Below are 25,554 nucleotides of genomic sequence, written 5' to 3' on the forward strand. Positions count from 1 at the left end.
GTTTTGTTCTTAAATTTGCATACATGTTCTATTTCGACTATTGTTATGTTAATATTGTATAGAGTAAATATGATCTATTTTTATAAACCTTCTTCATTGTAAATGAGTAGATTATGGATGCATATTCCAAATTCAAACCTATTCCATCAGACACCCCTGGAAAGTAATCAAAATAAGATATGAAGCTTTTCGTAAAATGTCGATAGAGCAAAAAGCTAAAATTACTTTCGGTATGTGTGATTCAATTCGAGAACTTAGTCGAGCAGGAATTAAAGATAGACACCCAGAATACAGCAAGGAACAAATAGATCTCGCTTTAATAAAGCTAACAGTGGGGCAAGAGCTATTTGCAAAAGCATATCCTAATATAGAGATAGAAGTATAATGTCTGTTAATTTATTTCTTCAACAGATAACGAATAAGTCAGAAGAATGCAATATTCCATATGCTTTAGGGATCTATGGCGAATAGTTTTTATGGTGAGCCAAGAACAACTCTTTATATTGATCTTATTATCCATCCAACAGAAGAACAAATACATCATTTTATCGAATTGATTGGTGATAGTGCTTATATTAGTGAAGAAGCAGCGATTTCAGCTTTACAACGTAAAAGTATGTTTAATATTATTGATTATCAAACAGGTTGGAAAGCTGATTTGATTATACGTAAAGATAGAGATTTTAGCATAACAGAATTCGAGAGAAGAAGAAAAGCTAATGTTTTTGATATTGAAATGTTTATTGTATCACCCGAGGATTCTATTTTAAGTAAATTAGAATGGGCAAAGAAAAGTTTGTCTGATAAGCAATATCTTGATTTATTTTCAGTGGCTTCTATAAAAAAAGATAAGTTAGATTTTGAGTATATCAATAAATGGGCGATAGAATTAGAAGTTTCAGACCTATTGCAAAACTCCTGTCTGATTTAGATGAGTACTCAACATAAAGTGACAAGAAATTTAGATCCATCATTACGCTAATGTTGTCTTCGTTTACGACGGAATAAAAATCCTAATGCTACTAGCATAGATAATAGTGCATAAGTTGATGTTTCAGGAACTGCAGTTCCGACAGTTAGAGTATCGATAAAGATACTACCGTTAGTTGGTGCGATAGGTGTAATAATAGCCCTTGCGATTTCGGTGTCAGAGGTAAAACCACCAAAATTTACAACTCATTCACTTAGATCTATACTTCCCAACAGATTATCTTGTACATCGAATATTTCAAATCTTTCTGCATCTCCAATACTTGTGTTAAAAAGTCCAACACCAGTCACCGGATTATCAAAATTGATTACAATGATATTTGTCAAATCACTATTTACTAGCACATTCTCTGGTGATTCAAATGCCCCTCCTCGTAGATCATTAGTAACACGAGCATTTTCGAAGTTAAGTCCTGCGATTTCGTTTGTCAAATTTGGTCCCCCCCAGTATCAAAAAAACCAGTAGGGGCAAAACCATCAAAATTGTGTGTCTCGAATGAACTAAGGTTGCTTAGAAAATCGGCTTAATTTGTAAATGAAATAACTTCAGCTTGAACTATGTTTAATGACAGTAAAATTAATATTGTTAAAAATACATTTCATACCAAAGATTCCTAAGTTAGGAATAAGGTTCTTAGATTCAATATAACAACACTGAAAACAGTTCCTTTATTTCCAGTTATTATTGAAGAAACATAAATCTTACTAAATTTGTGATTAAACTGTAATAACTGTTGCGCAGAATACAGAATAAAACAAGCAGATTTTGGGACGCCGTGTGGACTCCGAAAATGGCAAAAAGGGTGTATATTTGCGACTTTTTTGTCTGTTTTGTAGTTTGGGAGTGGAAACGAAAAAAGCCCGAAATTGTTGGATGCCAAGCTTTTTGATGGTAGTGAAGGAGGGGCTCGAACCCCCGACCCACGGATTATGATTCCGTGTATCCATGAATTCCCGTTCGTCGCTTGCCTTTATTTTACTTACATTTGCGCAATTTAATTTTTGCTGCGCGCCTGCTGCGCACAAAATGGGTGGTAAATGTCGGGCAAATTGTACTACATGGCGCAACGGGATTCAAACTTTATTGTTATTACTACTTTGGACTATTCCTCCTTTGTGAATATCTAAATCTATTTTAGATAACAATTTTTTAGTTATTAGAAAAAACTCATTTGCTACATCATATGATTGTTTTGCATTTTCAATCGTGCATGGATCAGCACGATGTACAATATTATTTCGTATTTTTTGAATACTTACTCTCTCTTCCCACAGTGTTGTTTTATTTTTATCTCTTGTGAACTTAGTAAAAGCACTATCCATAAGTTTATACTCTTCTATGATTTTAGATAGAAGATCTCTAAGTTTTACAATACTCCATTTTAAAATAGTTTCAGTTACTAATTCTGATAACAGCTCATGATGTATAGATGAGTATATTGTCGGTTTTAGAATTCCTTGTTTAATAAATACCTCAGTTGCTGAGCATGAATATATTAATGAGGCGATTGGGTCAGTATGTAGAATTGTTTTAGATTTGTTAACAAATATTATTGCATTTTTTAAGATATAAGGATTTCTTAGATAAAACTCCTTTACATTTTTTTCATTAAATTGTTCGACAAGTTCTTCTGTAGCCCCTTCTCCATATGCATCAAAAAAATATTCGATTTCTTTATCAATAATATCTGTATCAGGTATATCATTATCCATTTTTTTCCAAACTATAGAAATATGACTTTTAAGATTAAAAAATACAGTTTGAGATTGTACCACAACTACCATATCTAGAGATAAGTAGTCGTTTAGATTTAAAAAATTAAAAATCAAGAATGGCCTTGTCAACAAGAATTCAGGTTCGTTGATTTGACTAAGGCTAGTTCCTTGATTATCCTTTTCCATTTTCTACCTGATTGAGTCATTTACCTATCTGTATTGAAATTACTGTTAATTTAAAAAAGTTTCAAAAAGTGACCACTACTGGTTCTAACGAAATTGATGGTTGCAGATGTGTGCCTTAAATAGAATACGATTAACAACACTTGTCATTCCCATGAAAATGGGAATCCAGGCTCCGAAAAGTAGTTGGCTCACTGAATTCTCGATCGGCGTCGAGAATGACAAAAAAGTACAGAAAGAAGGTCTTTTAGACCATTACCACCAAAATGTTAGAACTAGGGCCACTATTTATTTAATATTTTTGCATTTTACCCAGTTCATCTAATTTAGTTTTTATTTGATTTCTTGTCTTAGTAAGTTCTTCTTCTATCTGTTGTATTTGAAATTGTACTTCTTTAGTATTGATTTTTTCTTCTTGGAAAGTTTCTACATAACGGCGAATGTTAAGATTAAATTCATTTTCTTCTATCTCTTCGAATTTAGCAAGGTAAGAATACCGTTCTACAGTTTTTCTTTCTATAAAATGCCAGTATATCTTTTTGATATCTTTTGGACGTAAAGAGTGTTGTGATTTTTTACTTTCGTAATGCTGACTAGCATCTATAAAAAGAATATTGCTATCCAATTTTCCTTTTGTAATAACCAAAATTGCTGTTGGAATACCTATCCCATAAAGTAAATTAGAAGGCAAACCAATTACAGCAGAAAGCAGATTTTCTGTTATTAGTTTTTTTCGAATTTCTTTTTCGGCAGCTCCTCTAAAAAGGACACCGTGCGGAACAAGGACAGCGGCTCGTCCATTTTTTTCAGTTATAGTTTCAACTATGTGAGTTATGAAAGCATAGTCTCCTGTACTTTTAGGAGGCATACCTCGATGAAAACGTTTAAATTTATCTTTTTTAATTTTCTCGAACCCCCAGTCCTTTATGGAGAATGGAGGGTTCGATACAACAATATCAAATTTCATTAAATTATCATTTTCAATAAATTTAGGATTTTCCAATGTATGTCCCTGCTCAATGAGAGCATTTTTTCCATGAAGATATACATTCATTTTAGCTAAAGCACATGTATTTAAATTTATTTCTTGTCCATATAAAGAAACTTCCTCTTCTATTTCGTTAGCAACTTGTAATAGTAAAGAAGCAGTTCCACAAGCGGGATCACATATTCTGTTGCCAGGTTCTGGAATAACCAATTTAGCAAGTAGACTAGATACCTCTCGTGGGGTATAAAATGCTCCTCCTTTTTTGCCAACGGCACTTACAAAGCGAGTTATAAAAGAACGATATACATTACCTATGGTATCTTCAGCATCAATTTGGGAAGGTCGTAAGTCTAGGTTTGCAAAATTTTCAATTAGGTTTTTTAGTGTATCATTCCTTATTTTTTTTGAATTAAAATCTAAATAGCAAAAAACCCCATCTAGTAACACTTTATTTCTATTTTCTATTTCAAATAGAACTTTATTAATAATTTTGCCTATGCTATTAGAGTCCCTTTTCTGATAAATAAAATCATAGTTATAATCTGTAGGAATAATTAATTTCTCTTTTTCTAAATATTTTTTTATACAATGTTTATCATTTTTGAATTGTTCTTCATACTGCTTTTTTTTGTCCTTCCATACATCGCATATATATTTAAAAAAGAAGAATGTGATTATATAGTTTTTGTATTCTTCAGGATTTAAGTATTCGCGAAAAATAGAGCAGGTTTCCCATAAAATACTATTTATTTTTTCCTCGTTTGTTTTCTGTTCTGTCAAAACTAATCTCCTTGTTCGATAATTTTTTGACATATAGCTGTTGCTAAGAGTTTCCTTTTTTCATACAAATTTTGCGTAAGTTCTTTTTCTTTATCAAGTAGTTGGTAAAGCTCAATTATTTTTTTTTGTTTTTCCAAAGAAGGTAATGGTATTGGTAACTTTCCTAGGTTTTTTCTTGTTACCATCATCGTATTTGTTCCTTCCCCAACTTTATAGAAGTACCTCTGCGCCTGATTTTCGTTTAAATACCATGCTAAATAACCAGAAGCGATTAGTTGCTTTTTATAAATGCGTATTCTAAAAAAATGATACGCCGCAACAGTGTTATTTGGTAAAGAGATATTGATAACGGTTGCATAGTTATTAATACCTTTAGAAACAAAAAGAACATCTCCAATACGAACAATGTGATTTTCATTTACATTTTGTAAATTAGCTCTTAGCACATTCGTAAGATTTAGTTTTTTATTACTCGTGTTACTCATTTGAATGAGTGTGTACTGTCCACTATCATCATGTACTACTTTTGATCGTAGTTGATAACCTGTGTTTATTTCAGCAATATCTTCTAGCTTTATTCTTTCCATATAGTATTTTAAGTCGTGAAATTAAATTTCACGACCTACCTTTCGTCTAGTCATTACCAATCAACAATTGCTTTACTTAAGTCTTTAAATTTGTTACCTGAAACAATATTTGCATTTTTTTGAATATTATTTTCCAAATATTTCAAACATTCTTCCATACGCTCATTCATTACAACATTTTCATTTACAATCGAAAGAAAATCTTTGGCTTGATCTCTGCAAATTTCTCGATCCAATCGGTATTTAATTGCATGATCCGTAAACATTTTGATCAAAATTGGAATATGATTTTCTCCAAGAAAGCTAAAAAAATTATCGTAGTGTTTTTTGCCAACAGGTGAAACTCCTTGATGATATGAAACTCCTTTTCCTATACGACATAACATGAGAACCTTTATCATTTTGTATGATATTTCTTTTGGGATATCGGTCGATGTTTTGATGTAGGACATTATTTTTTCTATGATAGGTACTTCATTATAAAAATTATCTAGCTCCCAATGTTTTTCTTCTAATTGATCAGTGAGCTCACTAAGCATTACTATTCTTTCATGTGGTGTTCTGTATCTATTTCCATCGCATTTCTCGAAAAAAACAACTCCTTTTTTATGTTTACTACTATGAAGATTAGTCTTATATCCTTCAAGTAGTATTCCTAATTTATATTTTACTTGGTCAGGGCAACAATTCCAAACTATCGGTGCTATAAAAGATATATTTTTACGCAGTACTTGTGACGCTTCATTAGATACAAACATTCCAAAAATAGTTGTTAAAATGTTGCAACAATGTGTGGATGACAATGATGTTATTTTCAATTGAATCGTTCCCAATGTTGGATTATCCACAATTTCAGTAGCATTTTTTAAATTTTCTATAAATGCTTTTACTTGAATTGCTGACTCTGAAGGGCAATCGTTGAGAACATCTTTGATGCATGTGTCCAGCCATCCTAACAATTCAAAAGAATTTACAACCTGGGCTGTGGGATGTGAAATTCCAATACTGTTTCTCATATCTAAAATATGGGCAAGTTTTTTATAAACAGTCTCTGTTATTAGCTCTAGTTTTTTACATGTTCCCAAAAGCACAATATCCTTTAAACCGGCTAAATCATTTTCTGATTGATATGTAGCCCTTAAGTTACCTCCTACAGCAGCATCAAAAAAAATATCTAGGCCGTATGCTATGGCTTTTTTTCTAAGTGATAAAACAACTTCATTCCAAATAGCATTTAATGCATAATCAAAAAGTCCGATACCTGCTCCTACCACAAATTTTGATAGATATCTTGCATTTGTAACAATTTCATTTGGAAGAGATTGAATATACGCTGGTAAATTTTGCCCTATAAACTGTCGACTTTGATAATCTGCTATAACGTTGTCAGATGGAAGACCTAGGCCATCTAAAAAGCATGTTAGTTTTTGTAGTTGGCGCTCAATAATTTCTTGCTGATCTGCTTTTAAAACTACTGTCATAATAACCTCTAAATTAACCTTGAAATTATTCTAGTAATTGAAATACTTACTGAAGTATTAACAATGCTTCAGTAAGTAGAGCGTACAACCCAACAAAGAAAAAGTCAATGTCTTTTTTTGAAGCATTGGCAATACTTCAAAGAGGGAAGATATTCAAAAGCTTAAATTTAAAGGTATAGAGATTATTGGAAAAATTTTGATTTTTTAGTGAAAAAACTGAATAATCAATTTTTGAGTAAAAAACCGAATGTATAACAAAGTTAAGAATCGTGCCAGACTCAGCGCTTAAGATATTGAATATTATTTTGACTCAAAAAGCATTAAATCATAGCTCGGTTGAACAACGGATTCCTCGGTAGGTTTTTGCTGCGCGCCTGGACGGAAAAATTGGGTGAATTTGGGGGACATGGAGTATTTTTCGTCTCATTTTGAAGGTTAGGGCATAAAATCGACATAGGTAGGCCCTCACGGGCTTTCCCTGTCACACCACCGTGCATACGGGTCCGTACACGGCGGTTCAAAATGTTTAAGTAATTACGAGTAATCGTGGAAGTTTAAGTGCTTCAAAATAGGAGTTAGGGAAAGCTATATTGAGAGCTGGACTATTACTTAGTCTCCATACACCGCATGCACTACCTGCGGTTTGAGCAGCCAGAGCTTTTCCAACTCCTCTTTTACGCAATTCTAAGAACCTAGTCTTTCCTCTTTTCCAACCTTTCCAAATGTAACAACGTAAACGTCGCCTCATCCATCTTTCCATTTTATGTAATATTGATTGTGTCTGGCAAAACCTATAGTATCCTAACCAGCCATGAAGGTAGTTACTCAATTCTTTAATAACATCTTCAATACTCTTTGCTTTTGTTCGTTTTGTTATGACTCGAATTTTCCTTTTGAATCTTTCTATTGATTGGTGAGCCAGTCTTCTCTTTGGTTGTACGTGTTGAGTAAAACTGAATCCTAGAAATTTTCGTTTCCAAGGTCTAGCAACTGCGCTCTTTTGTCCATTAACCTTCAGTTTTAGCTTTCTGGTAATGAACTTTGTCAAGTTTGCCATCACTCGTTTACCTGCGCGCCTACTTTTGACATAGATATTGCAATCATCAGCATAGCGCACGAAGTTATGTTCTCGTCTTTCTAACTCACAATCTAAAACATCAAGTACTATATTACTCAATAGTGGAGAAAGAGGACCACCTTGTGGTGTTCCTTCTTCCGATGGGGGCTTTACCAAGCCGTTTTCCATTACTCCTGCATTCAAGAACTCCCGAATAAGTTTTAGTACTCGATTATCTTTTATTCTTTGTGCTAGTAATCCCATCAGCTTGTCGTGATTTACTCTGTCGAAAAATTTCTCCAGATCTATATCTACCACGAAACGATTTCCTTCCTCAATGTATTTTTGAGCTTTCGCTATCGCTTGATGAGCCGAACGCTTTGGTCTAAATCCATAGCTGTTTTCTGAGAATTCTCTGTCCCAGTACCTCTGAATCACTTGTAATGTTGCTTGTTGTACAAAGCGATCTAAGACACAAGGAATTCCTAGTTTTCGCAGACCTTTTCCGATCTTCGGGATTTCGACCCGTTTTACTGGTTTTGTTTTGTAATTCCCTAACATCAATTCTTTACGTATTGCTAGCCAATTTTCACATAGGTATCCTTGGAGTTCTTCTACGGTCATCCCGTCTATCCCCGGACTTCCTTTGTTTTTCTTGACTCTTTTCAGTGCTCTACGTAAATTTTCTCTTTCACATATTTCTTCCATTAACTTCTCTGGTAACTGCTTCGAAGTTTCGGTTTTACACTTCGCCATTGGTAGTTCAACCCTTTCTCCGGTAGCTCTTTGGGCTTCACCCTTATCTTCTACCAGGAAGGTAAATTTTATTTGATTTTTCCGTCGCTTTCTACCCATGAGTCCTGTTTCCTAATCCTTCTCCAAATTGTTCCAGCCTTCAGTGTGGTGAGTCCTCTGATTTCTCAGCTCGTTTCCTACACCTACTATGCCTTCTGCTGACTTCTGTACAACGCTCTGGATACTTCACAGCTTCCTCAGTCCTGAATTCAGGACATTGTACAGATCTCCCAGGGTAAGTTTGATCACTTTCTTTGCACACCTGCTGAATTTACAACCCATGTCCTTGATGGATATGGACTTCGTGGTCATGTGCCCACTCGTCCGACATGGTATGCCTATTATCCAGTTTCTGTTCGTCAGGTCACAAATTTGCCACACGCTTCCTTCAAACATTTCCTCACGGTTATGCCCTTGCGCTTCGCTAATCCTTCACCTCCATCAGGTTGGATAGAGAACTTTCACCTCCTAGTTATCAAACATGCCTGGCACACACACGAAAAGCCCGACATCTGGATGTCAGTCTTTATCTATAGTAGTGAAGGAGGGGCTCGAACCCCAACCCACGGATTATGATTCCGGTAGCTTTTGAAAATCGACCTTTTGTAACGCTTATTTTATATATGTTTGCGAACCACTTATTGTAAAATGCAAAATCACGGACGCCTCTGGGACCCGGAAAATGGACTTTTGATTTTTGTGGTTTTAGCTTAGTCTAAATATTAGAGTACAATAATCTCCCCATTCACCACAACAACCTTAATATTCATACTTTTTGCAGAAACAATGGCATTTTCTTTTGTATGTACAATGGGCTCTCCCTTTTTGTTAAACGAGGTATTGATAAGACATAAAACTTTATGCACCTGATCCAAATAATCTAGCAGGTCATACATGAAAGGATTTTCATCTTTGGATGCGATAGACTGAATCCTGGCAGATTGATTAGTATGAATAACACCTGGAATTTGCCTTTTGTACTCTTCTCGTATGTGGAAATCGGCAAGCATATATTTAGCGATAGTTTGAATGCTAGATAAACCCGTGATTTTTTTCGCATTTCTTTCGAGTATAATAGGAGCCACAGGACGATACCACTCGCGCTTTTTATGATAGACACTCACTTTATCTCTTAATTCTATGCTGTTTGGAAGCGCAATAAGACTTCGATTTCCTAAAGCACGAGGCCCTATTTCACCATATCCGTTGCAAACACCGATTATTTTATTTTCCAATAACAGTGATGCCACTTTTTTAATCGTTTCCTGGTTGTAATTTGTGTTGTAATGTTTAATTCCAAAATTGTTAAGGTATGGACTATGCAGTTTTATATTTTTATGTTTCTTTTGTTCGACAAAAGACGCGGCTCCGAGCGCTAAACCACTATCACCACAGCATGGAGGAATGTAAACTTCTTTTAACAACCCGCTGTCAATGATCATTGTATTTGCGATGATGTTTAAAGCACAACCACCAGAAAGATACAAATATTCACATTGGTGTTGTTCTTGCAGTTTTGTTAATTTTGACAAAAGCTGGGTTTGAAAATCATATTGAAATGTTGCTGCTATGTCCTGTAAAAATGTATCTTTTAAATCAAATTGTTGCTTACCCCACCCAAATTGTTTTTCTGCACTATGATAAAAAGATGTTTTATCTTGCCAAATATCGCGAAAAAAATCATTTTTTTGCAACCATGCGTGAATTTTTGGCGAATATTTACCATAACAAGAATAGCCCATAAGTTTTCCAGGAACGGCTAAATGTTCGTAATGTTTCATTCCCAAAATGGCAAATGTCAGTGCATTGTCGTTGAAATATTTGGATAATTGCGAAAGATCCCAGTGGTACTCTAAGAGCTTCAATTCATCGTTTTGGTATAACCACGCAGAAAAATTATCTTGGCTCGCGCCACCATCAAAGTGGATCAACATACTATTGTCTTGAAAATTGCCATAAAAAGGCAAGCAACTGTATAAATGTGCTAACTCATGATTGAGAACATATGCTTTTCTCTCCTGGTTTTTCCACCAGCACTTACCTAATTCAACATCTGTGGCCAATGGTTTATCAATAGGACCTTCAAAACGTATTTTTCCTGAACTCGAAATAAAAGACCTTCCCACAAAAGAATCCACAAACACAACATCAAAGTCATCAGGTAAAGAAAAATCTTGCTCTTCAAGTATATCCTCTATGTATACATGCATGCGATTATCATGTTTACGACGCGTAAGACGCTCTAGATGCAAATAAGTAATTACCTTGCCATCTTCCATGAGTACTAAGGAGTGGTCATGAACATAGCCAGGACAATCATAATTATGACGATCTTGGATTCCATAAATTGCTAATGTTGGTTTCATTTTTACTCCATGTCGTCAACAAAAATAAGTTTTCCATTTACTAAACAAAAATCTTCTAAATCTAACTCCCAGACCCCAGCTAGTGGAGTATGACACAAAAAAGGACATGTGTAAGGGTAATGTAGTATTGTTTTGTCAGGATCAAAATACTGTAAAATCATGTTAATCGGTCCACAATGGCTAAAAATGGCCGTATTGTTTGTTATCACATGCGACTTATTACTAATCCACGTTGTAACTCTCGTAACTAAACTCTCGTGCGACTCTACCTCTTTTTCTCTTTCCCACAGTGCCTTGTCAACAACAGGAGTAATTTTTTTTGTGTACGTATCGAGAAATGGCTGCAATGTTTGTATTACGCGAGTAAAATCGCTGGTATAAACTTGCTCAATGCCTTTAGTACATAAATACTTTGCCATCGTTTGCGCCTGGTTAATTCCGTGCGTTCCTAATGGAGGACCGGGAAAATAATTCTTATAACGTAAAGTTTGCGGTTGCGCGTGACGAACAAGGTATAGCTTAATTGTTTTAGACATCACATACCCTTCTAAGATTATTAATCACAGGCAATGTATACACTTTCCTTGTTCATCAATAATTATCTTACTACCATCAAATTTTTGAACTAAGGCACAACCATTGTAAAATGGCTCTACGAAAGCATACCTTTCGAGGTAAACACCATTACCTTTGATATCGATGTGGAACCATCCATTCTCGTCTTTGGCGATAGCAAATCCTTTGTGATACACTCCAAGATCATTGAACGAAGGGTCGTAAATAAAATTACCTGATTTATCGATATGCTTGTAACTACCATCCGTTAACATCACACAAGCATAATTGTCCTTATAGTCACCAGCATATCTATAATTTTTCTCAGAAATTCGTTTCCCCGCAGCGTCAATATAAAAGTAGCTCCCGTTAATATCTCTTACTACACAGCGACCGTATTGAAAATTTCCCGCAAAAGCATACTTGTCTTCGTATAAAGGTTTTCCATCAACGTCAATATGAAACCACTTATCTTCCTCTATTACGGCTGCTCTCTTTTGATAAAAACCAAAAGTACGTCGATACCTCTGTAAATATATGGCCTCTCCTGTGACGTTTATATGATACCAACCGGATGTATCTGAAACGGCAGCGATGCCTGGCTCATGGAACTTCAGAACTTCCGTAAAACGTTTAAAAACTGGTTTGTTGTTGTGTATAAACTGAGAGTTATCCTCAGATACCTTGATTTCTTTCCAATTCATTGCGGTGGTCTCCTCATATTACAACTCTTACACAACGGGATCGTTTGGTAGTTGTTTACTAAATTTTGATATTGTTCGCTTTGTAAAACTTCGACAATGGATGTTGTTTGAATATTACCAAAATCCCCCAGTTGTTGTCTTTGCGCGTCTGGAGCGCAACAAGGTGAAATTTTTCCCGTCGCCGAGATCCATAATTCCTTATTCAGAAACGGACATTCGTAGTTTTCAGGCACTTCGAGGCTGTCATCTTCGATGGGCAGTATATTTTCAAGAAGAATTTTTTCGCCATTGGGTCTTCTATATTTTTTTTGAGCTTTGTAAGCTTCCTCTACATAAGCATTCCACTTCGTGATATTCTCGATGCTTGATTTCATCGACAGTGGTTGTATTTCAGAAAAGTGTGCCCACAAGTGGTGTCCCTTGATTCGGTCAACACCTAGTTCCGCGCCTAACTTGATAATATCAGCAAGTTCATGCATATTGTTGGTCATAAAAGTTAACTGAAAAGAAACACGGCAGTAATAACCTGTTTGTTGGTGATACTCATCTCGAAGTTGAATAAACTGTTTTACGTTATCTAAAACTTTATCAAATGGAATTTTCAACATAACTTGTTCTGCTGTTTCCCTTGTAGCTCCGTTCCAGGAAAACTTAACATCAGAGATGACTGGAATAAGTATTTTGGCCCACTCCTCTACAGATTTTCGCGGAAATGTTCCATTGGTGGTAAGATTAAGCTTAATGTCATTTTCTCTACAAAGATGAACGATATCTTCCATTCCCTCATATATAAGTGGTTCTCCCATCGTCGATGGGATCATTTCTTTTACGCCAAGTTGTTTTGCCTGGCACATGATATTTGTAATCCAATCAAGAGGCATCACGCGTCTTTTAACACCCGTTTTTTCAAAAAGTATTTTTTTAAAATTACTATACGGACTGTGTTCCTCACACATAATGCACTTTAGATTACAATCTTCTGGATTGGTATCGAGTGTTATACGCCAAAGGTTTTGTTGTGACATTTTATTTATCCTTAATAACGCGTTGATAAAGTTCTTCCAACATAAAACAGTGTTTTTGGATACAAGGTATCTGACCATCATCAGAGAATAAATAGCCTCTTTTTCCCAGACTTTTCATTTCCTGTTGATGATCAAAAGCATACTGCATTTGCTCCGCTAAAGATTCAAAGCTACGATGCTCAAACAAAAGACCGTTTACCTTGTGATGCACATACTCCTTCATCCCACCATAATTTGCCGTGATAACTGGTATGCGACAAGCTTGTGCTTCATGTATGACTAAAGGTGAGTTCTCTCCCCATATGGAAGGGACAACAATGACATCTGTAGTGTCAAAAACTCTATGTGTAATATCACAGTTGGCATACTCGCCCATCCACTCAATATTCTCCGACATAGATGCACATAACTCTTTAGCGAGCGCCTTTAGAGAAGATGTTCCCTGCCCATTATTTCTACCCCAAATCTTGAGTTTTGCCTTTCCTTTTAAACGAACAAAAGCCTTGATAAGCAACGATACCCCTTTTGCAGGTATATGGGTTCCAATGTAGCTAAAAGTAAACTCTTTATGTTCCTTTTTGACAGGTTGCAAGTACTCCAGAGGAAATCCATAGTCCAAATACACTATTTTTTCTTGCGGTAATTTAAATTCCTCGACAAAACGTTTTTCTAAATAACGCGAAGGTGCTATAAATAATTGGATTTTTTTGCAAAGTTGCTTTGCTTCCTCCATGCGTGCCTGAATCCAATGCGTCCAATACGCAATATCTCTCTCATGGTCGTCAACTTGTCCTGAGAAATAAGCACGGTAACAATTTTCTGCACACTTGCGATTTTCTTGAAAAGAACACAGTTGATAAAAATTAGGATTCGCAAAATTTGTCTGCAAGAATTGTCCTCGTGGACACATCAACCAAAAGTCATGTAATGTAAACACAATCGGAATGTTTTTTTCATTAAGTTGATCAATAATCCCTGTAGACAGATGATTTAAATGCCCAATGTGCGCAACGTCAGGCTTTATTGTATCCAAAAGTTTTGCAAAGCCACTGTCTAGCTGTGAATGCCGATAACCATCTTTTTCTCGCGGTAAATTCACAAAGTATTTCGTTACCGAAGTGTCAACCTCTTCGCGAATGGCAAAATCTGCGGCAAATATATTTTGTTCGCGAGTAAAAACGCTAACTTGATGTGATTTGGCTAGTTGATTGCAAATAGACTGGCTGTATACCTCCGAACCAGCATTGTACGTCGGAGGATAGCCATGAATAACTTTTAATATGTGCATACCTATTTCTTTCTTTTTCCTTTGCGTTATAGTACTGCAAACCTGTTTCGTATAACAATATTGCAAAAGAAATCTTGTTATGATTGACATAATTTCATCTCATAACAAGACTTCTTTAAAACACTAAACGCTAACTAACTTTGTGAGTACTACAATACTTTTTCCCTGGTTGCGCTTCATGTAGGCACATTCGCTGTTTATTTTCCAGATATTTTTCACACCTGTGGATATTTCGTGTTTCGATAAGTTGATACACTATAAATTTATCATTTTTTTTCTTTGGTTGCTTTTCATAAACGTAACACAAACTTTGAAACCAATCCGGGTCTTTGTATTTGCTATGGCCTTTTACTATTTTGACCGCATCTTTTGCTTTGCTGAACCAAGTACTACTTTCAATACAAAGTCGTTTACGACAATGTAGTGATATTATTTCTAATATTTTTCCGTCTTGTGATCCACCAATGAACTTACAGTTAGATATACCCCTCATCACTTTCCCCTCATAGCTTCAATATCTTGCTTAATAACATCGATATTGCGATTAAAATTTTCCCAATTCTCATTTTCAAGAGTTTCCACTTGCCCAAGATTCACATCTTGCTCGCCATAGTATTGGTCGTATAGCTCTTCAAAATATGCGCGATTGCTTCGCAGTTTGTTGTCTATTTCATTGTTGCGTTCGTCTAGTCGCTTCTGAATTGCTGAGAGCGACGATTTGATCAGATATGTTTTTGATGGTTTAGGTATATCTATTTCCCCAAGCAAAGATTTGAGTACTTGTTTCTGCTTTCTGTTGAGACTGACAATATGCGTCACGTATGTCGAAAAAATAAAGCGATCGAGAACATAAATTTTATGGTCATCTTTCTTGCTACAAAAATATATATTTGCGGTAAGAAAAAATAGGAAGCGTTCGAGCTTAGGCTTCTCCCAGAAATCCGCCATAACTTCATAAAATGGTGGTGGAGGAGACTTGGCAAAAACAACTCTGGGATCGTCCGCAAAGTATGCTTTCAGTTTTTCAAAAATAGTTGTCTTGCCTGTACCATCAATGCCTTCTAGTGCAATAATTTTCATGGTAAAACCTTTCTAATATTGATAAAAACCGCCACGCTGACAAAATTTTTCGTGAGAAAATCCTACTTGCTCTAGTGCCTTCTCGACACCAATTTTTAGAACTGGTTCACTGTAAACGTACTTTCCACTGTGGTTTTGGTAAAAAAGACCTTGCGGATTCATCATAATATAGGAGTTTGTCATGTGATCGTTGTCTTCAAATACAACTTCCACATTTTTCAAATTTTTATGTCGCTGTTGAAAGTATTCGAACTCTTTGTCTGTAATTGCCAGCTCTGGATAATAATCGTTATTTTCACCGTCGATAGGCAGAACTTGAAGCACTTTCCACCGTTCAACTCCACAACTCTCCACAAAAGAACTCATATCTTCTTCATAGTTGTAACGCGTAATTACCGAATTGAGTTTTTTGCGAATTTTATGCCGGTTTTCGCGATTAAACTGTTGTATTAATTGGAAGGTTGTTTGGACTTTTTTGACCTGGTCTCCTTTTCCGCGACCAAGTCTTTCTTGTGTAGCTTCTACAGAACTATCACAGCTAACAGCAATCCAATGTAAAAAAGAACCATAGTTTTGTAGCCACTCATCTGTCAGAAAATTTCCGTTGGTTACTATCGATGTTTTTAGACCTATTTCGTAAGAATAGCGAACAAGGTCACCTAAATTTGGATAGATAAAAGGCTCTCCACCTGCAAAATTAACTTTTACACACCCTGAATTTTTAAGCATAAACATTAGCTCTTTCATCTCGGATAATGACAGCGGATGCTTTTTCTTTACGTCGTGGAATCTGGCAAAACAAAATTTACAGCGAAGGTTACAGTATTGAATTAAGTGAAAATTTACAGTTGTGATACGAAGCATAGTAAACTCCTAAAAATTTGTTGAGTTCTTTCTAATGCTTTATATGCTTGCGAAAAAGAAAATCTGACCTTTAAAAAAAATAATGTTAAAATAGTTTGCGAAACACAAAATACTAAGTCGGTACATTTGGAAAGAAACATATGAACTTAAGAGAATTCTGCGAAGACGAAGATATACAAAAAAATTTTGAACAACTCTCTATAGGAGGACAACAATCTCTGTATTTTTTGCTTGAAAAAATGCAAAACTTGGAGGTTGGTTATTTTGAAGTTGTTTCAAGACTAAGCGTCAAAAATTTTGATTTGTCGCCCAACCATTGGGGAGAAATGGTAGAGGCTATTCGCGATGCGTTGATTGATAAACTTTTACAGAACAAGTTTAACTACTACAATCCACAAAAATCACAATTGATAACATACCTAACCACAGTTATTGTGCATATCATCTTGCAAATCAAACGCAACGAAACACTTGAAATGGGAAAACGAAGAATCGCAAAAGCTGTGTCATTTGACTTATTAACAGAACTTGGAAAACTCGACGATATAGCTAAGATAGATGGAAAAGAAATGACATGTGAAGCGCCATATCTAAGATTGAAAGATGAAATCTACTCCGAAATTCAACGTCTAACATGCCTGCGCCGTACGATATTAAAACTATGGCTTCCATATTTCTTTGAGTACAAACTCGATCCCGATGAACAGCATTTACTAATAAAATGCGATCAAGAAATTGACAAAATACAGCAACGGCTGCGAGAAATTATTTTGGAGCTACTTAACACCGAAAGCAAAACCCCTCATGTTTCACCGGAAATAATCGCCAACTGGCTAAAAAAGACGCGAAATGCTATAGATCGTCACTTAACTGTACTAAGAACAAAACTTACTTGGTTGCGAAAAGGAAACTGGAAAGATGGATTGGCAGAAGAAAACTTTTGAAATTGACAATGGAGAAGAAACAGTTTGCATATCTCTGTTTCGCAGTATGAATGCATTTGAGAAAAAGTTAAGAAAACACTTACTCTCTAGTGCCGAGACGGTATGGAAAAATATTTTTCCAGAAATTACAGAAAAAAACTTTTCAAAAAGTCAGATTTCCCAAAAAGAAATCGTACATATATATGAAAAAGTAGCGCAAGAACTAAAAAACGACGTTTCTTTTTTGTGGAAATATCCTTTGCGTTTTGAGTATGACAGAAAAGAGAATAATGGACAATGGATACCTTGCATTCTAGGTGTGTCACCAAGAGGGTTTGTAATTGTTTGCCGACGTTCTGTTGTAGCAACAATGTTTTCGGTGGAAAATTCCAAACTCAACAATCAAAAAGATTTATTTAATGCTGCGGTAACAATAGCCAAAAAAAGAGTTTATAATAAGAAAAGAAAAGCCAATAACAAGAAACAAAAGATTATTCACGAAAATATAACTCCTTACAATAAAAAGACGTGGAAACTTCCTTTCGACAAAGCACTCGAAGTATTTCCCAACTACAAAAAAGTAGAATCTAGTTGCGATTTAGTGAACAAAATAGATGAGTTATTAACGAAGTATCGAGAGGAAAAAGAATGCTGAAGAAAATCAAATTTCAACAGATACGGGATTATATAGCAGAGTGGCAAAGCGGTATAAAAAAGCCAAACAATTCTTTTGGAATACTTACATGCATTGGCTATTTACGCAGAGAAAGGCTCAATCAAGAAGAACTGACAATTCTCCGCGAAATCGAAGTAATGATAAAAAATAGCTTATCTGATTTTTTAGAACAATACGAAATCTTTATGGATGAATCTTTTTTGTTAAATCGTGCGCAAGAACTAGTAGCAGAAATTGATGAAGATCTCATTGAAATTTTTTGTCAATTGCGCGATGAGCAACAAATGAGCTTTGATCTGATACAGGAATATACTCAGGATCTTGATTTTCCTTCGCAAGTAATTTGTAAAGTACGGAACTTTTTATTATCGTGTGACGAAGAAGTTTGTTGGAACAAAAGCATTGTTTTGGCGATACAAGAAGCTGGCCATGAAGATCCACTATTAGATCAAGAAGTATATTGGTGGCATAATAAACCAAATAGCGATGCATGTTGGGTTCCAAATTATATAAAAGAAAAGTGGATGGCTATGGCATGCGATAATTCTCTAACTCAAAAGCAAAATGCGCTATTGCAATCTCACATACAACAGTGTAACAATTGCAATACTCAGTATGAATGGCTATTAGAACTTTTTCAGCATACAGTCGTAAACAATACAAACATAATTCCTGATGATGGCATTGAGTTGCCCTATTTTCAGCCACAACAAGATTTAGCAGCCGCGTCTATAGAAAAACAAATCGAGATAAACATTTTAGATGGCAAAATCTACGGTATTGCGACAAAAAACGAAGGTAATATTATTTATCAACTAGCTTCGAGAGAAATCGAACTTAATAAAGTTCCGATGATTCTACAATACGCAGAAAGTACAATACCTTGTATCTTTTTACCGTTTGGTGACGAGAATGAACTAGCGTTGTTTCCAAGAATAGATGAAGAAACCCAAGATACTTTTCCTGAAATTATTTTCCCATACAAAAAAGATACATTAATTCGTAATGTAAAGTTGTACAAGGAACTCGAATGCTAAGATCTTTTACACAATATAATCCAAGTAGCTGGAAAATCTTTCTGCATGAAACATCACGAAAAATCTTAACACCTTACGTGACAACAGAACAACTCAAGGAATTTGAAAGTGAATTAAAAAAGTTTGAGAAATACTTTTTTCCATCAAGAAATGGACAACAAAATTTTGTTACAGAGCAACATGAAAGATTGAAAAAATATATCAATGTGGCAAAAAACTTTCAAAATGAAAAGCCACATACTTCAGTAAACAATTTTGGAAATATATTTGAAGAATATCTAAGAAAAGGTCCCCCCGAGCCCTTGCAAACTGAAGAAATTGGTACTGTATTTGTTGACAAAAGCGGCAAAGGTATTCCAGGAAAATTAACTCTCACAATGGTTAATAAGAAAGGCCAACATCTATTTTGTTGTCCTGAGAAAAATCGTTTTTTGATAACAGATAATCAATTTGACAACACCATTACGAATATCAAAAAATATATTACAAACACTCTTTCATGGCAAAAAGATCATAGCATTTGCTGGCAACTATGTCGCAATGACGGCCAACATTTAGATTATGTTGAAGGATCATCTCTAGGATGTGCCTTTGCAATCGCTCTTCAAAAAATATTGCGAAAAGACCAACAGTACTCTTTAAAAACGGTCGTTTGTTCCGCTGAAGTTGACAAAGATGGTAATTTAAAACCTGTAGGTCATATACACAACAAAATCAAGACTGTATCTCAAGATACTTTTTTCTCGACATTTGTTTTAGCATTGCACGATTATAATCGCGTAAGTGACGCATCTACTAACTTAAAGCTTGTAGGAGCAGTATCAATAGCGGATGCTTTTGAAAAAATTATTAGTAACCAGGAAACTCGTAAACAATTACTCAAGTCAATACAAAACAACTATTGTAATCTAAAGCTTTTTAACAGCGTAGTCCTATCAATGGAAAAAAATTATCAAAACATTCAGATTTTAGAAGCTCAACGCAAGGACACCGAAGAAAATCCAGATGAAAACAGTCATCAACAGAATAATTTACATCAACCAGATTCAATAGGTAATTTGGCAGAAAAATATTTAGATAGAAACAGTACTTCAATACAACCAAATTCTATCAATACAATAGATCAACAAGAAAAAAATACGGATAACACACAGTATACAGAAATTAATATTTACGATGATAAAATATTTTCTAAAAATGTAAAAAAAACATCTTTAATAATCACAGGTGCCCCGGGCAGTGGTAAAAGTACTATGATGTGCCACATAGCATGGACTCTTGCAACAAAAACGCTCAAAAACAATTATGAAAAAATCCCTATAAAAATCAAGCTTAGCAGCTGGGAAGAATCAAAATCTATAAACCTTTCAAACTTCTTGGAACAACAGTCAAATATATTTTCAAGTATAAGTGAGGAACAATGGCATTTTTGGCTCAAGAGAGGTGATATATTTCTTCTTTTTGATGGTTTAGATGAAATTAAAAATTCATTATTTCTAGATACCCACATACAACCTACTCTAGAAAAATATTCTAATTGTTCGATCATTATGACATGTCGTACGACGAGTCTTTATCTATACCAAAGACTCGCCGGCTCAATGCAGATATGCAAGATTGCAAAATTAAATAAAAGTATGCGTGATAATTATGTAAAAAAGTTTCCCGGTTTAGAAAGAAACTTCCCAAATTTAATAAACCTACTAACCAAAAATAAATCCATGGAAGAAATTTCCTACACACCATTTATTCTTAGTATGATATGTTACCTTGCAGGAAGAGATTTACAGTTTCCTAAAAAACGTTCAGAATTCTTTCAAAAAATTATCAACGCTTTATTCGAAAATACTAGTGCAAGTTGGAAAGGCAACCTACAAGGAAATACAAGTTTATTAATGACAAGCAAAAAAGCAATGATTTTGTCTAATATGGTTTGGGAAATTACTTCTCATCATGGGATATTACAAAACTTCAGCGAAGAAAATCTTTTATGTGCCCTTGAAGTAACTCTAGCAAAACACAACATATCCAATGTTGGTATAGAAAGTAGCTGTATATTACGCGAGTTTGCTGGAAAATGTGGGATACTACGTCAGTATAACGAGTCATATTATTTTCAGCATCTCTCGCTTCAAGAATACCTTATCGCGAAAACAATCGCTAATAATTTTAACAAAAATATAGATGACAAAAATGCTCTAATAAAATTTAAAAACAATATGCAAAAAACTCACTGGCACTATATTGTTTTGTTTGTTTTAGAAATGACAGAAAATGAAAATGTACTATTTAAGCTATTACAAGACATTTCGAAATTTTATTTTATATATACTAACTGGGAAGATCCCGTCTCTGTGGCAGTTAAGACATTAAAAGAAAAATCACCAAAGTTATTTTATCGACTACTCAACAAAATAATACGTAGAAGAAATCAAGACTTATTCTACAACCAATTATTTTTTGCGACAAAGATCATCGGCATGACAGAAAGCTATGGCTACAAAAAGCGTAAATATATTATCAAAAGACTACGCAAGCTTATTTCTATATCCTATTACACAAAAAAAGTTTGTGAAGCCTATGTCGATTTACAAGCAAAAGAACATATACAAGATATACTACCAATTTTAGAGCATGAATGGTGGAATTACAGAGAACAAGCATGCAAAACCATTGGTTTACTCGGTAGTCGCGATAATATTCCTCATTTAAAAAAGTTAATTAATGATCCGGAGTGCGCAGAAAAAGCATGGGAAATCATTTTTCAATACGCCAATGAAAAAGATCTAGAATGGATCGATGAAGTTTTATTGTTACCGGCAGATGTATCTAAATCTCCACGAGAAAACCCCACAGACTTTTACCTTCTAAGAAAGTATATAAAATTTATAAAAGAAGATTATATACAAAAAATACTACCTCGCTTACTATCTTCGCATGATAGAAGTGTACAAAATCGTGCATTTAATATGCTTTGTAAATTAGGCAACAAGTCCAACATTAAGTACCTCGAACCTTACTTCGAAGACCCTCGCGATAATATTAGAGAAATTTGCTGTCAAACTATACGCAATTTGAAAGCAACTATTTACTTCGACTATATAAAAAAATGTTTACATGATCCGTACTCTCAAATTCGAATAACGGCATGCTATACAATGATGGAATTGTACAATAGTAACGATTTGACTAGTGTACTACATTGTCGTTATGACACTAACTTTTTCGTTGTAAATGCTTTTTGTCGATGTGTTGGGAAATTTGGTACAAGTAAAGACGTTGAAAAATTGATGGATATCATTAGAAATAGAGATGAAATTGCCATCGAATTCTTAAAAAAGCATGCAAAACAAGAACTAACAACAGAAATATTAGGCGAAATACGTTTCCATGCAAGTATGTATGATCAAGAAAAAATGTACAAATTTTTAGATCAAACAGGTGTTCATTTAGCAAGCGATTTCTTTGGCGGTTATATTCTTGGAGAAACAATTTGCGATACAATGTTGAAAATAGCTACGCATGAACATATAGATTTGATATTCGAAATATTAAGATATTTCAATGATGTAAACATGACAAGTAAAGCTGCCAAACTTTTTTTAAGAATCGCAAAACCGCAAGATTGGCAAAAAATAATAGATTTTCTGTCCGATGAATCAGATTGTTTACGCAGTTTTGCATACAACGCAATGTATGAGTCTGGTAAAGTAGAGATCTATGCTAACGATTTAGCAAAGGCGCTTTATGACAATAACTACAACATTGTAAGAGAAGCGTGTTGGATGTTAACTGAATGGGAAGCGCAAGATAAAATTGATCATATAGTTCAAGCTCTACAACATTCAGATGATGGAGTTAAAACGCAAGTACTATCTGCGATAGAAAAATTAGGTAATCGACAGCACTTGAAGTATGTAAAACCATTGCTAGAATCTGAAAACCAACATATTATTGATGGTGCATGGCGAGTATTCGAAAAAATGGCATCAGATCAAGAGCTACTAGAGCTAAAGCCGTCACTGAAAAGTAAACAAAAAGGTTTTCGTTCGCATTCTGTCACTGTATATGAGAACAGAGCTTCCCGACAGCATATTGAAACAATAATCATTCCAAAACTTAGTAATGAAAACGAATACAGAGAAGCTTGCGATGTACTCGCAGAGGCAGGTGCAAACGAAGATTTTTTGCACTTACTGCCATTACTAAGTGATAATAGCAAAGCTTGGACAGTTTACCACAGCGCATCACAGTTAGTTGGTGAAAATAATATTCTCGATATTTTGCCGCTGTTGAAAAAACCAGGTTGGCATGTCCGGCGATGTGCATGTTGGTTACTCAGAGATATTGGAAAACCCGAAAATATACCTCATATTTATCCGTTAATAAAAGATAAAAATGATTTAGTGAGTTATAGTGCATATGAAAGCATACAAAAAATTGCTCAAAGAAATTTTGAGGAACTGGTTTTGTTTAAATACAAAGCAGTTTTCTTATTATATGTTAAAAAAATTTTACAACGATTTAGATGGTTGAAAAAACTGCCAATAACCTATAAGATATTTGACAAACATTAAAACCATTTACAGGAAACAAAAAATGCAAAACTCTAAACTTGATACAGGAAAAAAATACATAAAAGACTTATACTCTTCGGATTGTTTTTACAATATTCCAGAATACCAACGTCCATACGTGTGGGGAGAAGAACAAATTAACGTTTTGCTGGACGATTTATTCAATGCTTATGAAAATGGCGAAGAGAATAATGAGAGAAAAGAATACTTCATTGGGTGCATGATTTGGAATTCTCGAAAAATCAATGAAAGTAAAATGAGCTATACTTGTCATGACATACTAGACGGTCAACAACGATTTATAACACTGTACCTATTACAAGGTGTCATGCGAGATCTATCAACAAATAAGAAGCTGCAAAAAAAAGTTCAAGAGCGTTTAAGACAAGAGCAAGATGAGTTCGATGCAATACCTGCAAGAAGTAGAATTGAATTTTCTATTAGGGAAGATCGAGAGTTTCTAGAAAAATTTTTGTTAGAACCCGCAGGTACATTACTTGAAGAAGAATTAGAGATTATCATTGATGAAAGTGAGTCAATATCTGAAGCAAACATGGCAAGCGCTATTTTTACGATACAAGAATGGTTTCATGAGCATCGAAAATCTGATAATTTCCAAGAGTTTTTAAACAATTTTTTCCGTTATATTTCCACAAAAGTTTTGACACTGTATTTGGCTACGCCTGACAATTTAGACGATGCATACAACCTATTCACTGTTTTAAATAGCCGTGGTTTACAATTACAGATTGGAGATATTCTAAAAGCACAAAATCTACGGGAAATTTCAGATGCAAAAGTAAGAAAAAGATACGCGGAAAAGTGGTTAGAGTACGAAAATGCGATAGAATCCCCTTACAGGAATTTTGATGACTTTTTATGGGCAATAGTAAACATAACAATGAAGTATCGCAGCGATGAAAATCAAAGCTTAAAAGGTGCTTTTGATTTTATGTACAAAAAAGAACTACTGTATAAAGGGAAAAAAACTTTTGACTACATAGAGACTTATTTGAAACACTACCGAACGATCATGGAGGGTAATATTAGATCGCAAGATAATCGTTTTCTATTTAAAAACTTAGTTACTGTATTGAATTCCGTTTTTGGAAGTCAATATATACCACCACTAATGCACTATCTAGAATGCTTTGGAAACTACAAGGTTGTTGATTTTTTAATTAAGATTGACAATCTCTTTTCTGCGCATTGGTTATCTGGTAGGAGACAACTACAAACAAGAATATTTATCATACTACGTAAAATGGATGAGATATTAAAGCAAAAAGGTGACAAAAAAAGTCTAGTTGATACTTTTTTGCAAGACGATGTTTTGAAATATGATTACGATGATAAAAATGCAAATACAATGCTTGACATCGAAGATTTTTTCACTTTATTGAGTGACGAACCTTGGGGTAGTTTTGCTGGAACAAAAATTAACAAGACGAGATATTTGCTTTTGAAATTGGATATTTTAATGGGAGGAGAGAATACAAGACTACACTTTGAACGTACATCCTCCTCTGTTGAACATCTCATGCCACGCAAAATCAAAAACTCGAAATGGAAAGTCAAGCAAGAAGATCATAGTGAGTGGGTTCACAGTTTAGGGAATATCGTATTAATTGATCGTAAGAAAAATTCTGCTTTTAGCAATAAAAGCTATCCAGAAAAAAAAGAAATATACAAAAGTGTGATAGAAGCTAGAGCTAACACCAATTACGTTTTTATCAAATATCCACAATGGAATATTGAAGCGATAAAACAGAATCAAAAACGTATAGAAAAGGTTCTAAGGCAATATTATGAAGGGAATTCCATCGAAACCTTTCTTGAAATTAAAAAGAGTATCAATTCATAGTAGTAGTAAGAGTGTATT

The 25,554-nt window shown here is 34.6% G+C and carries 22 protein-coding genes; 7 read left to right on the top strand and 15 right to left on the bottom strand.

The window, feature by feature from the left end; all coding sequences use genetic code 11:
• Nucleotides 1-196: 196 nt before the first annotated feature.
• Both UABAM_RS08310 and UABAM_RS08315 read left to right on the top strand, forming a co-directional pair.
• Nucleotides 197-385, top strand: coding sequence for a hypothetical protein (locus UABAM_RS08310; protein WP_151967535.1), 189 nt, complete (start codon nt 197-199; stop codon nt 383-385).
• Nucleotides 386-460: 75 nt separating this feature from the next.
• Nucleotides 461-931 (top strand): hypothetical protein, encoded by a 471-nt coding sequence (locus tag UABAM_RS08315; protein ID WP_151967536.1) that lies wholly within the window; start codon nt 461-463, stop codon nt 929-931.
• A 47-nt stretch (nt 932-978) separates the two neighbouring features.
• Here UABAM_RS08315 and UABAM_RS34130 read toward each other — a convergent pair whose 3' ends face one another.
• The 15 genes from UABAM_RS34130 to UABAM_RS08390 form a co-directional block, all read right to left on the bottom strand.
• Nucleotides 979-1,140 carry a PEP-CTERM sorting domain-containing protein gene (locus tag UABAM_RS34130; RefSeq protein WP_152021979.1) on the bottom strand — a complete coding sequence of 54 codons (162 nt, stop codon included), beginning with the start codon at nt 1,138-1,140 and terminating at the stop codon, nt 979-981.
• A 36-nt stretch (nt 1,141-1,176) separates the two neighbouring features.
• Entirely contained in the window at nt 1,177-1,422 is a 246-nt protein-coding gene (locus UABAM_RS08325) for a hypothetical protein (protein ID WP_151967537.1), read from the bottom strand.
• Between the two features lie 642 nt (nt 1,423-2,064).
• Complete coding sequence (locus UABAM_RS08330) at nt 2,065-2,892, bottom strand: hypothetical protein (protein WP_151967538.1); 828 nt, start codon at nt 2,890-2,892, stop codon at nt 2,065-2,067.
• A gap of 289 nt (nt 2,893-3,181) precedes the next feature.
• Entirely contained in the window at nt 3,182-4,657 is a 1,476-nt protein-coding gene (locus UABAM_RS08335; protein ID WP_229759368.1) for a type I restriction-modification system subunit M, read from the bottom strand.
• Between the two features lie 2 nt (nt 4,658-4,659).
• Nucleotides 4,660-5,244 carry a restriction endonuclease subunit S gene (locus tag UABAM_RS08340; protein ID WP_151967540.1) on the bottom strand — a complete coding sequence of 195 codons (585 nt, stop codon included), beginning with the start codon at nt 5,242-5,244 and terminating at the stop codon, nt 4,660-4,662.
• 53 nt (nt 5,245-5,297) lie between these two features.
• Nucleotides 5,298-6,725, bottom strand: coding sequence for a hypothetical protein (locus UABAM_RS08345; protein WP_151967541.1), 1,428 nt, complete (start codon nt 6,723-6,725; stop codon nt 5,298-5,300).
• A 526-nt stretch (nt 6,726-7,251) separates the two neighbouring features.
• The gene (gene ltrA / locus UABAM_RS08350; RefSeq protein ID WP_229759369.1) at nt 7,252-8,637 is read right to left on the bottom strand and encodes a group II intron reverse transcriptase/maturase; all 1,386 of its coding nucleotides are present in this window, start codon (nt 8,635-8,637) and stop codon (nt 7,252-7,254) included.
• A gap of 662 nt (nt 8,638-9,299) precedes the next feature.
• Nucleotides 9,300-10,943: a carbamoyltransferase C-terminal domain-containing protein gene (locus UABAM_RS08355; protein WP_151967542.1), complete on the bottom strand. Its 1,644-nt coding sequence runs from the start codon at nt 10,941-10,943 to the stop codon at nt 9,300-9,302.
• A 2-nt stretch (nt 10,944-10,945) separates the two neighbouring features.
• Complete coding sequence (locus UABAM_RS08360) at nt 10,946-11,479, bottom strand: phosphoglycerate mutase family protein (protein ID WP_229759370.1); 534 nt, start codon at nt 11,477-11,479, stop codon at nt 10,946-10,948.
• Nucleotides 11,480-11,503: 24 nt separating this feature from the next.
• Nucleotides 11,504-12,202, bottom strand: coding sequence for a WG repeat-containing protein (locus tag UABAM_RS08365; protein ID WP_151967543.1), 699 nt, complete (start codon nt 12,200-12,202; stop codon nt 11,504-11,506).
• The gene (locus UABAM_RS08370; RefSeq protein WP_151967544.1) at nt 12,199-13,227 is read right to left on the bottom strand and encodes a radical SAM/SPASM domain-containing protein; all 1,029 of its coding nucleotides are present in this window, start codon (nt 13,225-13,227) and stop codon (nt 12,199-12,201) included. The genes UABAM_RS08365 and UABAM_RS08370 overlap by 4 nt, the downstream gene beginning before the upstream one ends.
• A gap of 1 nt (nt 13,228) precedes the next feature.
• A complete protein-coding gene (locus UABAM_RS08375; protein ID WP_151967545.1) occupies nt 13,229-14,515 on the bottom strand; it encodes a glycosyltransferase in 1,287 nt (428 codons plus the stop codon).
• A 130-nt stretch (nt 14,516-14,645) separates the two neighbouring features.
• Nucleotides 14,646-15,008 carry a CCCH zinc finger protein gene (locus UABAM_RS08380; protein WP_151967546.1) on the bottom strand — a complete coding sequence of 121 codons (363 nt, stop codon included), beginning with the start codon at nt 15,006-15,008 and terminating at the stop codon, nt 14,646-14,648.
• Nucleotides 15,008-15,595, bottom strand: coding sequence for a hypothetical protein (locus tag UABAM_RS08385; protein WP_151967547.1), 588 nt, complete (start codon nt 15,593-15,595; stop codon nt 15,008-15,010). The genes UABAM_RS08380 and UABAM_RS08385 overlap by 1 nt, the downstream gene beginning before the upstream one ends.
• Nucleotides 15,596-15,607: 12 nt before the next feature.
• Nucleotides 15,608-16,459: a viperin family antiviral radical SAM protein gene (locus UABAM_RS08390; RefSeq protein WP_151967548.1), complete on the bottom strand. Its 852-nt coding sequence runs from the start codon at nt 16,457-16,459 to the stop codon at nt 15,608-15,610.
• Nucleotides 16,460-16,599: 140 nt separating this feature from the next.
• Here UABAM_RS08390 and UABAM_RS08395 point away from each other — a divergent pair, with 140 nt between their 5' ends.
• The 5 genes from UABAM_RS08395 (at nt 16,600) to UABAM_RS08415 (ending at nt 25,536) form a co-directional block, all read left to right on the top strand.
• Nucleotides 16,600-17,403: a hypothetical protein gene (locus UABAM_RS08395; protein ID WP_151967549.1), complete on the top strand. Its 804-nt coding sequence runs from the start codon at nt 16,600-16,602 to the stop codon at nt 17,401-17,403.
• On the top strand, nt 17,378-18,037 hold the full coding sequence (locus UABAM_RS08400) for a hypothetical protein (RefSeq protein ID WP_151967550.1): 660 nt from the start codon (nt 17,378-17,380) through the stop codon (nt 18,035-18,037). Before UABAM_RS08395 ends, UABAM_RS08400 begins: the two co-directional genes overlap by 26 nt.
• Complete coding sequence (locus UABAM_RS08405; RefSeq protein ID WP_151967551.1) at nt 18,031-19,095, top strand: hypothetical protein; 1,065 nt, start codon at nt 18,031-18,033, stop codon at nt 19,093-19,095. The genes UABAM_RS08400 and UABAM_RS08405 overlap by 7 nt, the downstream gene beginning before the upstream one ends.
• Before the next feature lie 77 nt (nt 19,096-19,172).
• A complete protein-coding gene (locus tag UABAM_RS08410; protein WP_173013204.1) occupies nt 19,173-23,672 on the top strand; it encodes an NACHT domain-containing protein in 4,500 nt (1,499 codons plus the stop codon).
• Between the two features lie 22 nt (nt 23,673-23,694).
• Entirely contained in the window at nt 23,695-25,536 is a 1,842-nt protein-coding gene (locus UABAM_RS08415) for a DUF262 domain-containing protein (RefSeq protein ID WP_151967553.1), read from the top strand.
• Nucleotides 25,537-25,554 lie beyond the last annotated feature (18 nt).

Source organism: Candidatus Uabimicrobium amorphum (genome assembly GCF_009002475.1).
GTDB classification, from domain to species: Bacteria; Planctomycetota; Uabimicrobiia; order Uabimicrobiales; family Uabimicrobiaceae; genus Uabimicrobium; species Uabimicrobium amorphum.

Excerpts from the sequence above, each read along its gene's own strand:
- UABAM_RS08405 (WP_151967551.1), top strand. The coding sequence starts at position 18,031 with ATGCTGAAGAAAATCAAATTTCAACAGATACGGGATTATATAGCAGAG.
- UABAM_RS08380 (WP_151967546.1), bottom strand. The coding sequence starts at position 15,008 with ATGAGGGGTATATCTAACTGTAAGTTCATTGGTGGATCACAAGACGGA.
- UABAM_RS08355 (WP_151967542.1), bottom strand. The coding sequence starts at position 10,943 with ATGAAACCAACATTAGCAATTTATGGAATCCAAGATCGTCATAATTAT.
- UABAM_RS08390 (WP_151967548.1), bottom strand. The coding sequence starts at position 16,459 with ATGCTTCGTATCACAACTGTAAATTTTCACTTAATTCAATACTGTAAC.
- UABAM_RS08345 (WP_151967541.1), bottom strand. The coding sequence starts at position 6,725 with ATGACAGTAGTTTTAAAAGCAGATCAGCAAGAAATTATTGAGCGCCAA.
- UABAM_RS08400 (WP_151967550.1), top strand. The coding sequence starts at position 17,378 with ATGGATTGGCAGAAGAAAACTTTTGAAATTGACAATGGAGAAGAAACA.
- UABAM_RS08370 (WP_151967544.1), bottom strand. The coding sequence starts at position 13,227 with ATGTCACAACAAAACCTTTGGCGTATAACACTCGATACCAATCCAGAA.
- UABAM_RS08330 (WP_151967538.1), bottom strand. The coding sequence starts at position 2,892 with ATGGAAAAGGATAATCAAGGAACTAGCCTTAGTCAAATCAACGAACCT.
- UABAM_RS08365 (WP_151967543.1), bottom strand. The coding sequence starts at position 12,202 with ATGAATTGGAAAGAAATCAAGGTATCTGAGGATAACTCTCAGTTTATA.
- UABAM_RS08340 (WP_151967540.1), bottom strand. The coding sequence starts at position 5,244 with ATGGAAAGAATAAAGCTAGAAGATATTGCTGAAATAAACACAGGTTAT.
- UABAM_RS08385 (WP_151967547.1), bottom strand. The coding sequence starts at position 15,595 with ATGAAAATTATTGCACTAGAAGGCATTGATGGTACAGGCAAGACAACT.
- UABAM_RS08395 (WP_151967549.1), top strand. The coding sequence starts at position 16,600 with ATGAACTTAAGAGAATTCTGCGAAGACGAAGATATACAAAAAAATTTT.
- ltrA (WP_229759369.1), bottom strand. The coding sequence starts at position 8,637 with ATGGGTAGAAAGCGACGGAAAAATCAAATAAAATTTACCTTCCTGGTA.
- UABAM_RS08310 (WP_151967535.1), top strand. The coding sequence starts at position 197 with ATGTCGATAGAGCAAAAAGCTAAAATTACTTTCGGTATGTGTGATTCA.
- UABAM_RS08315 (WP_151967536.1), top strand. The coding sequence starts at position 461 with ATGGCGAATAGTTTTTATGGTGAGCCAAGAACAACTCTTTATATTGAT.
- UABAM_RS08415 (WP_151967553.1), top strand. The coding sequence starts at position 23,695 with ATGCAAAACTCTAAACTTGATACAGGAAAAAAATACATAAAAGACTTA.
- UABAM_RS08360 (WP_229759370.1), bottom strand. The coding sequence starts at position 11,479 with ATGTCTAAAACAATTAAGCTATACCTTGTTCGTCACGCGCAACCGCAA.
- UABAM_RS08375 (WP_151967545.1), bottom strand. The coding sequence starts at position 14,515 with ATGCACATATTAAAAGTTATTCATGGCTATCCTCCGACGTACAATGCT.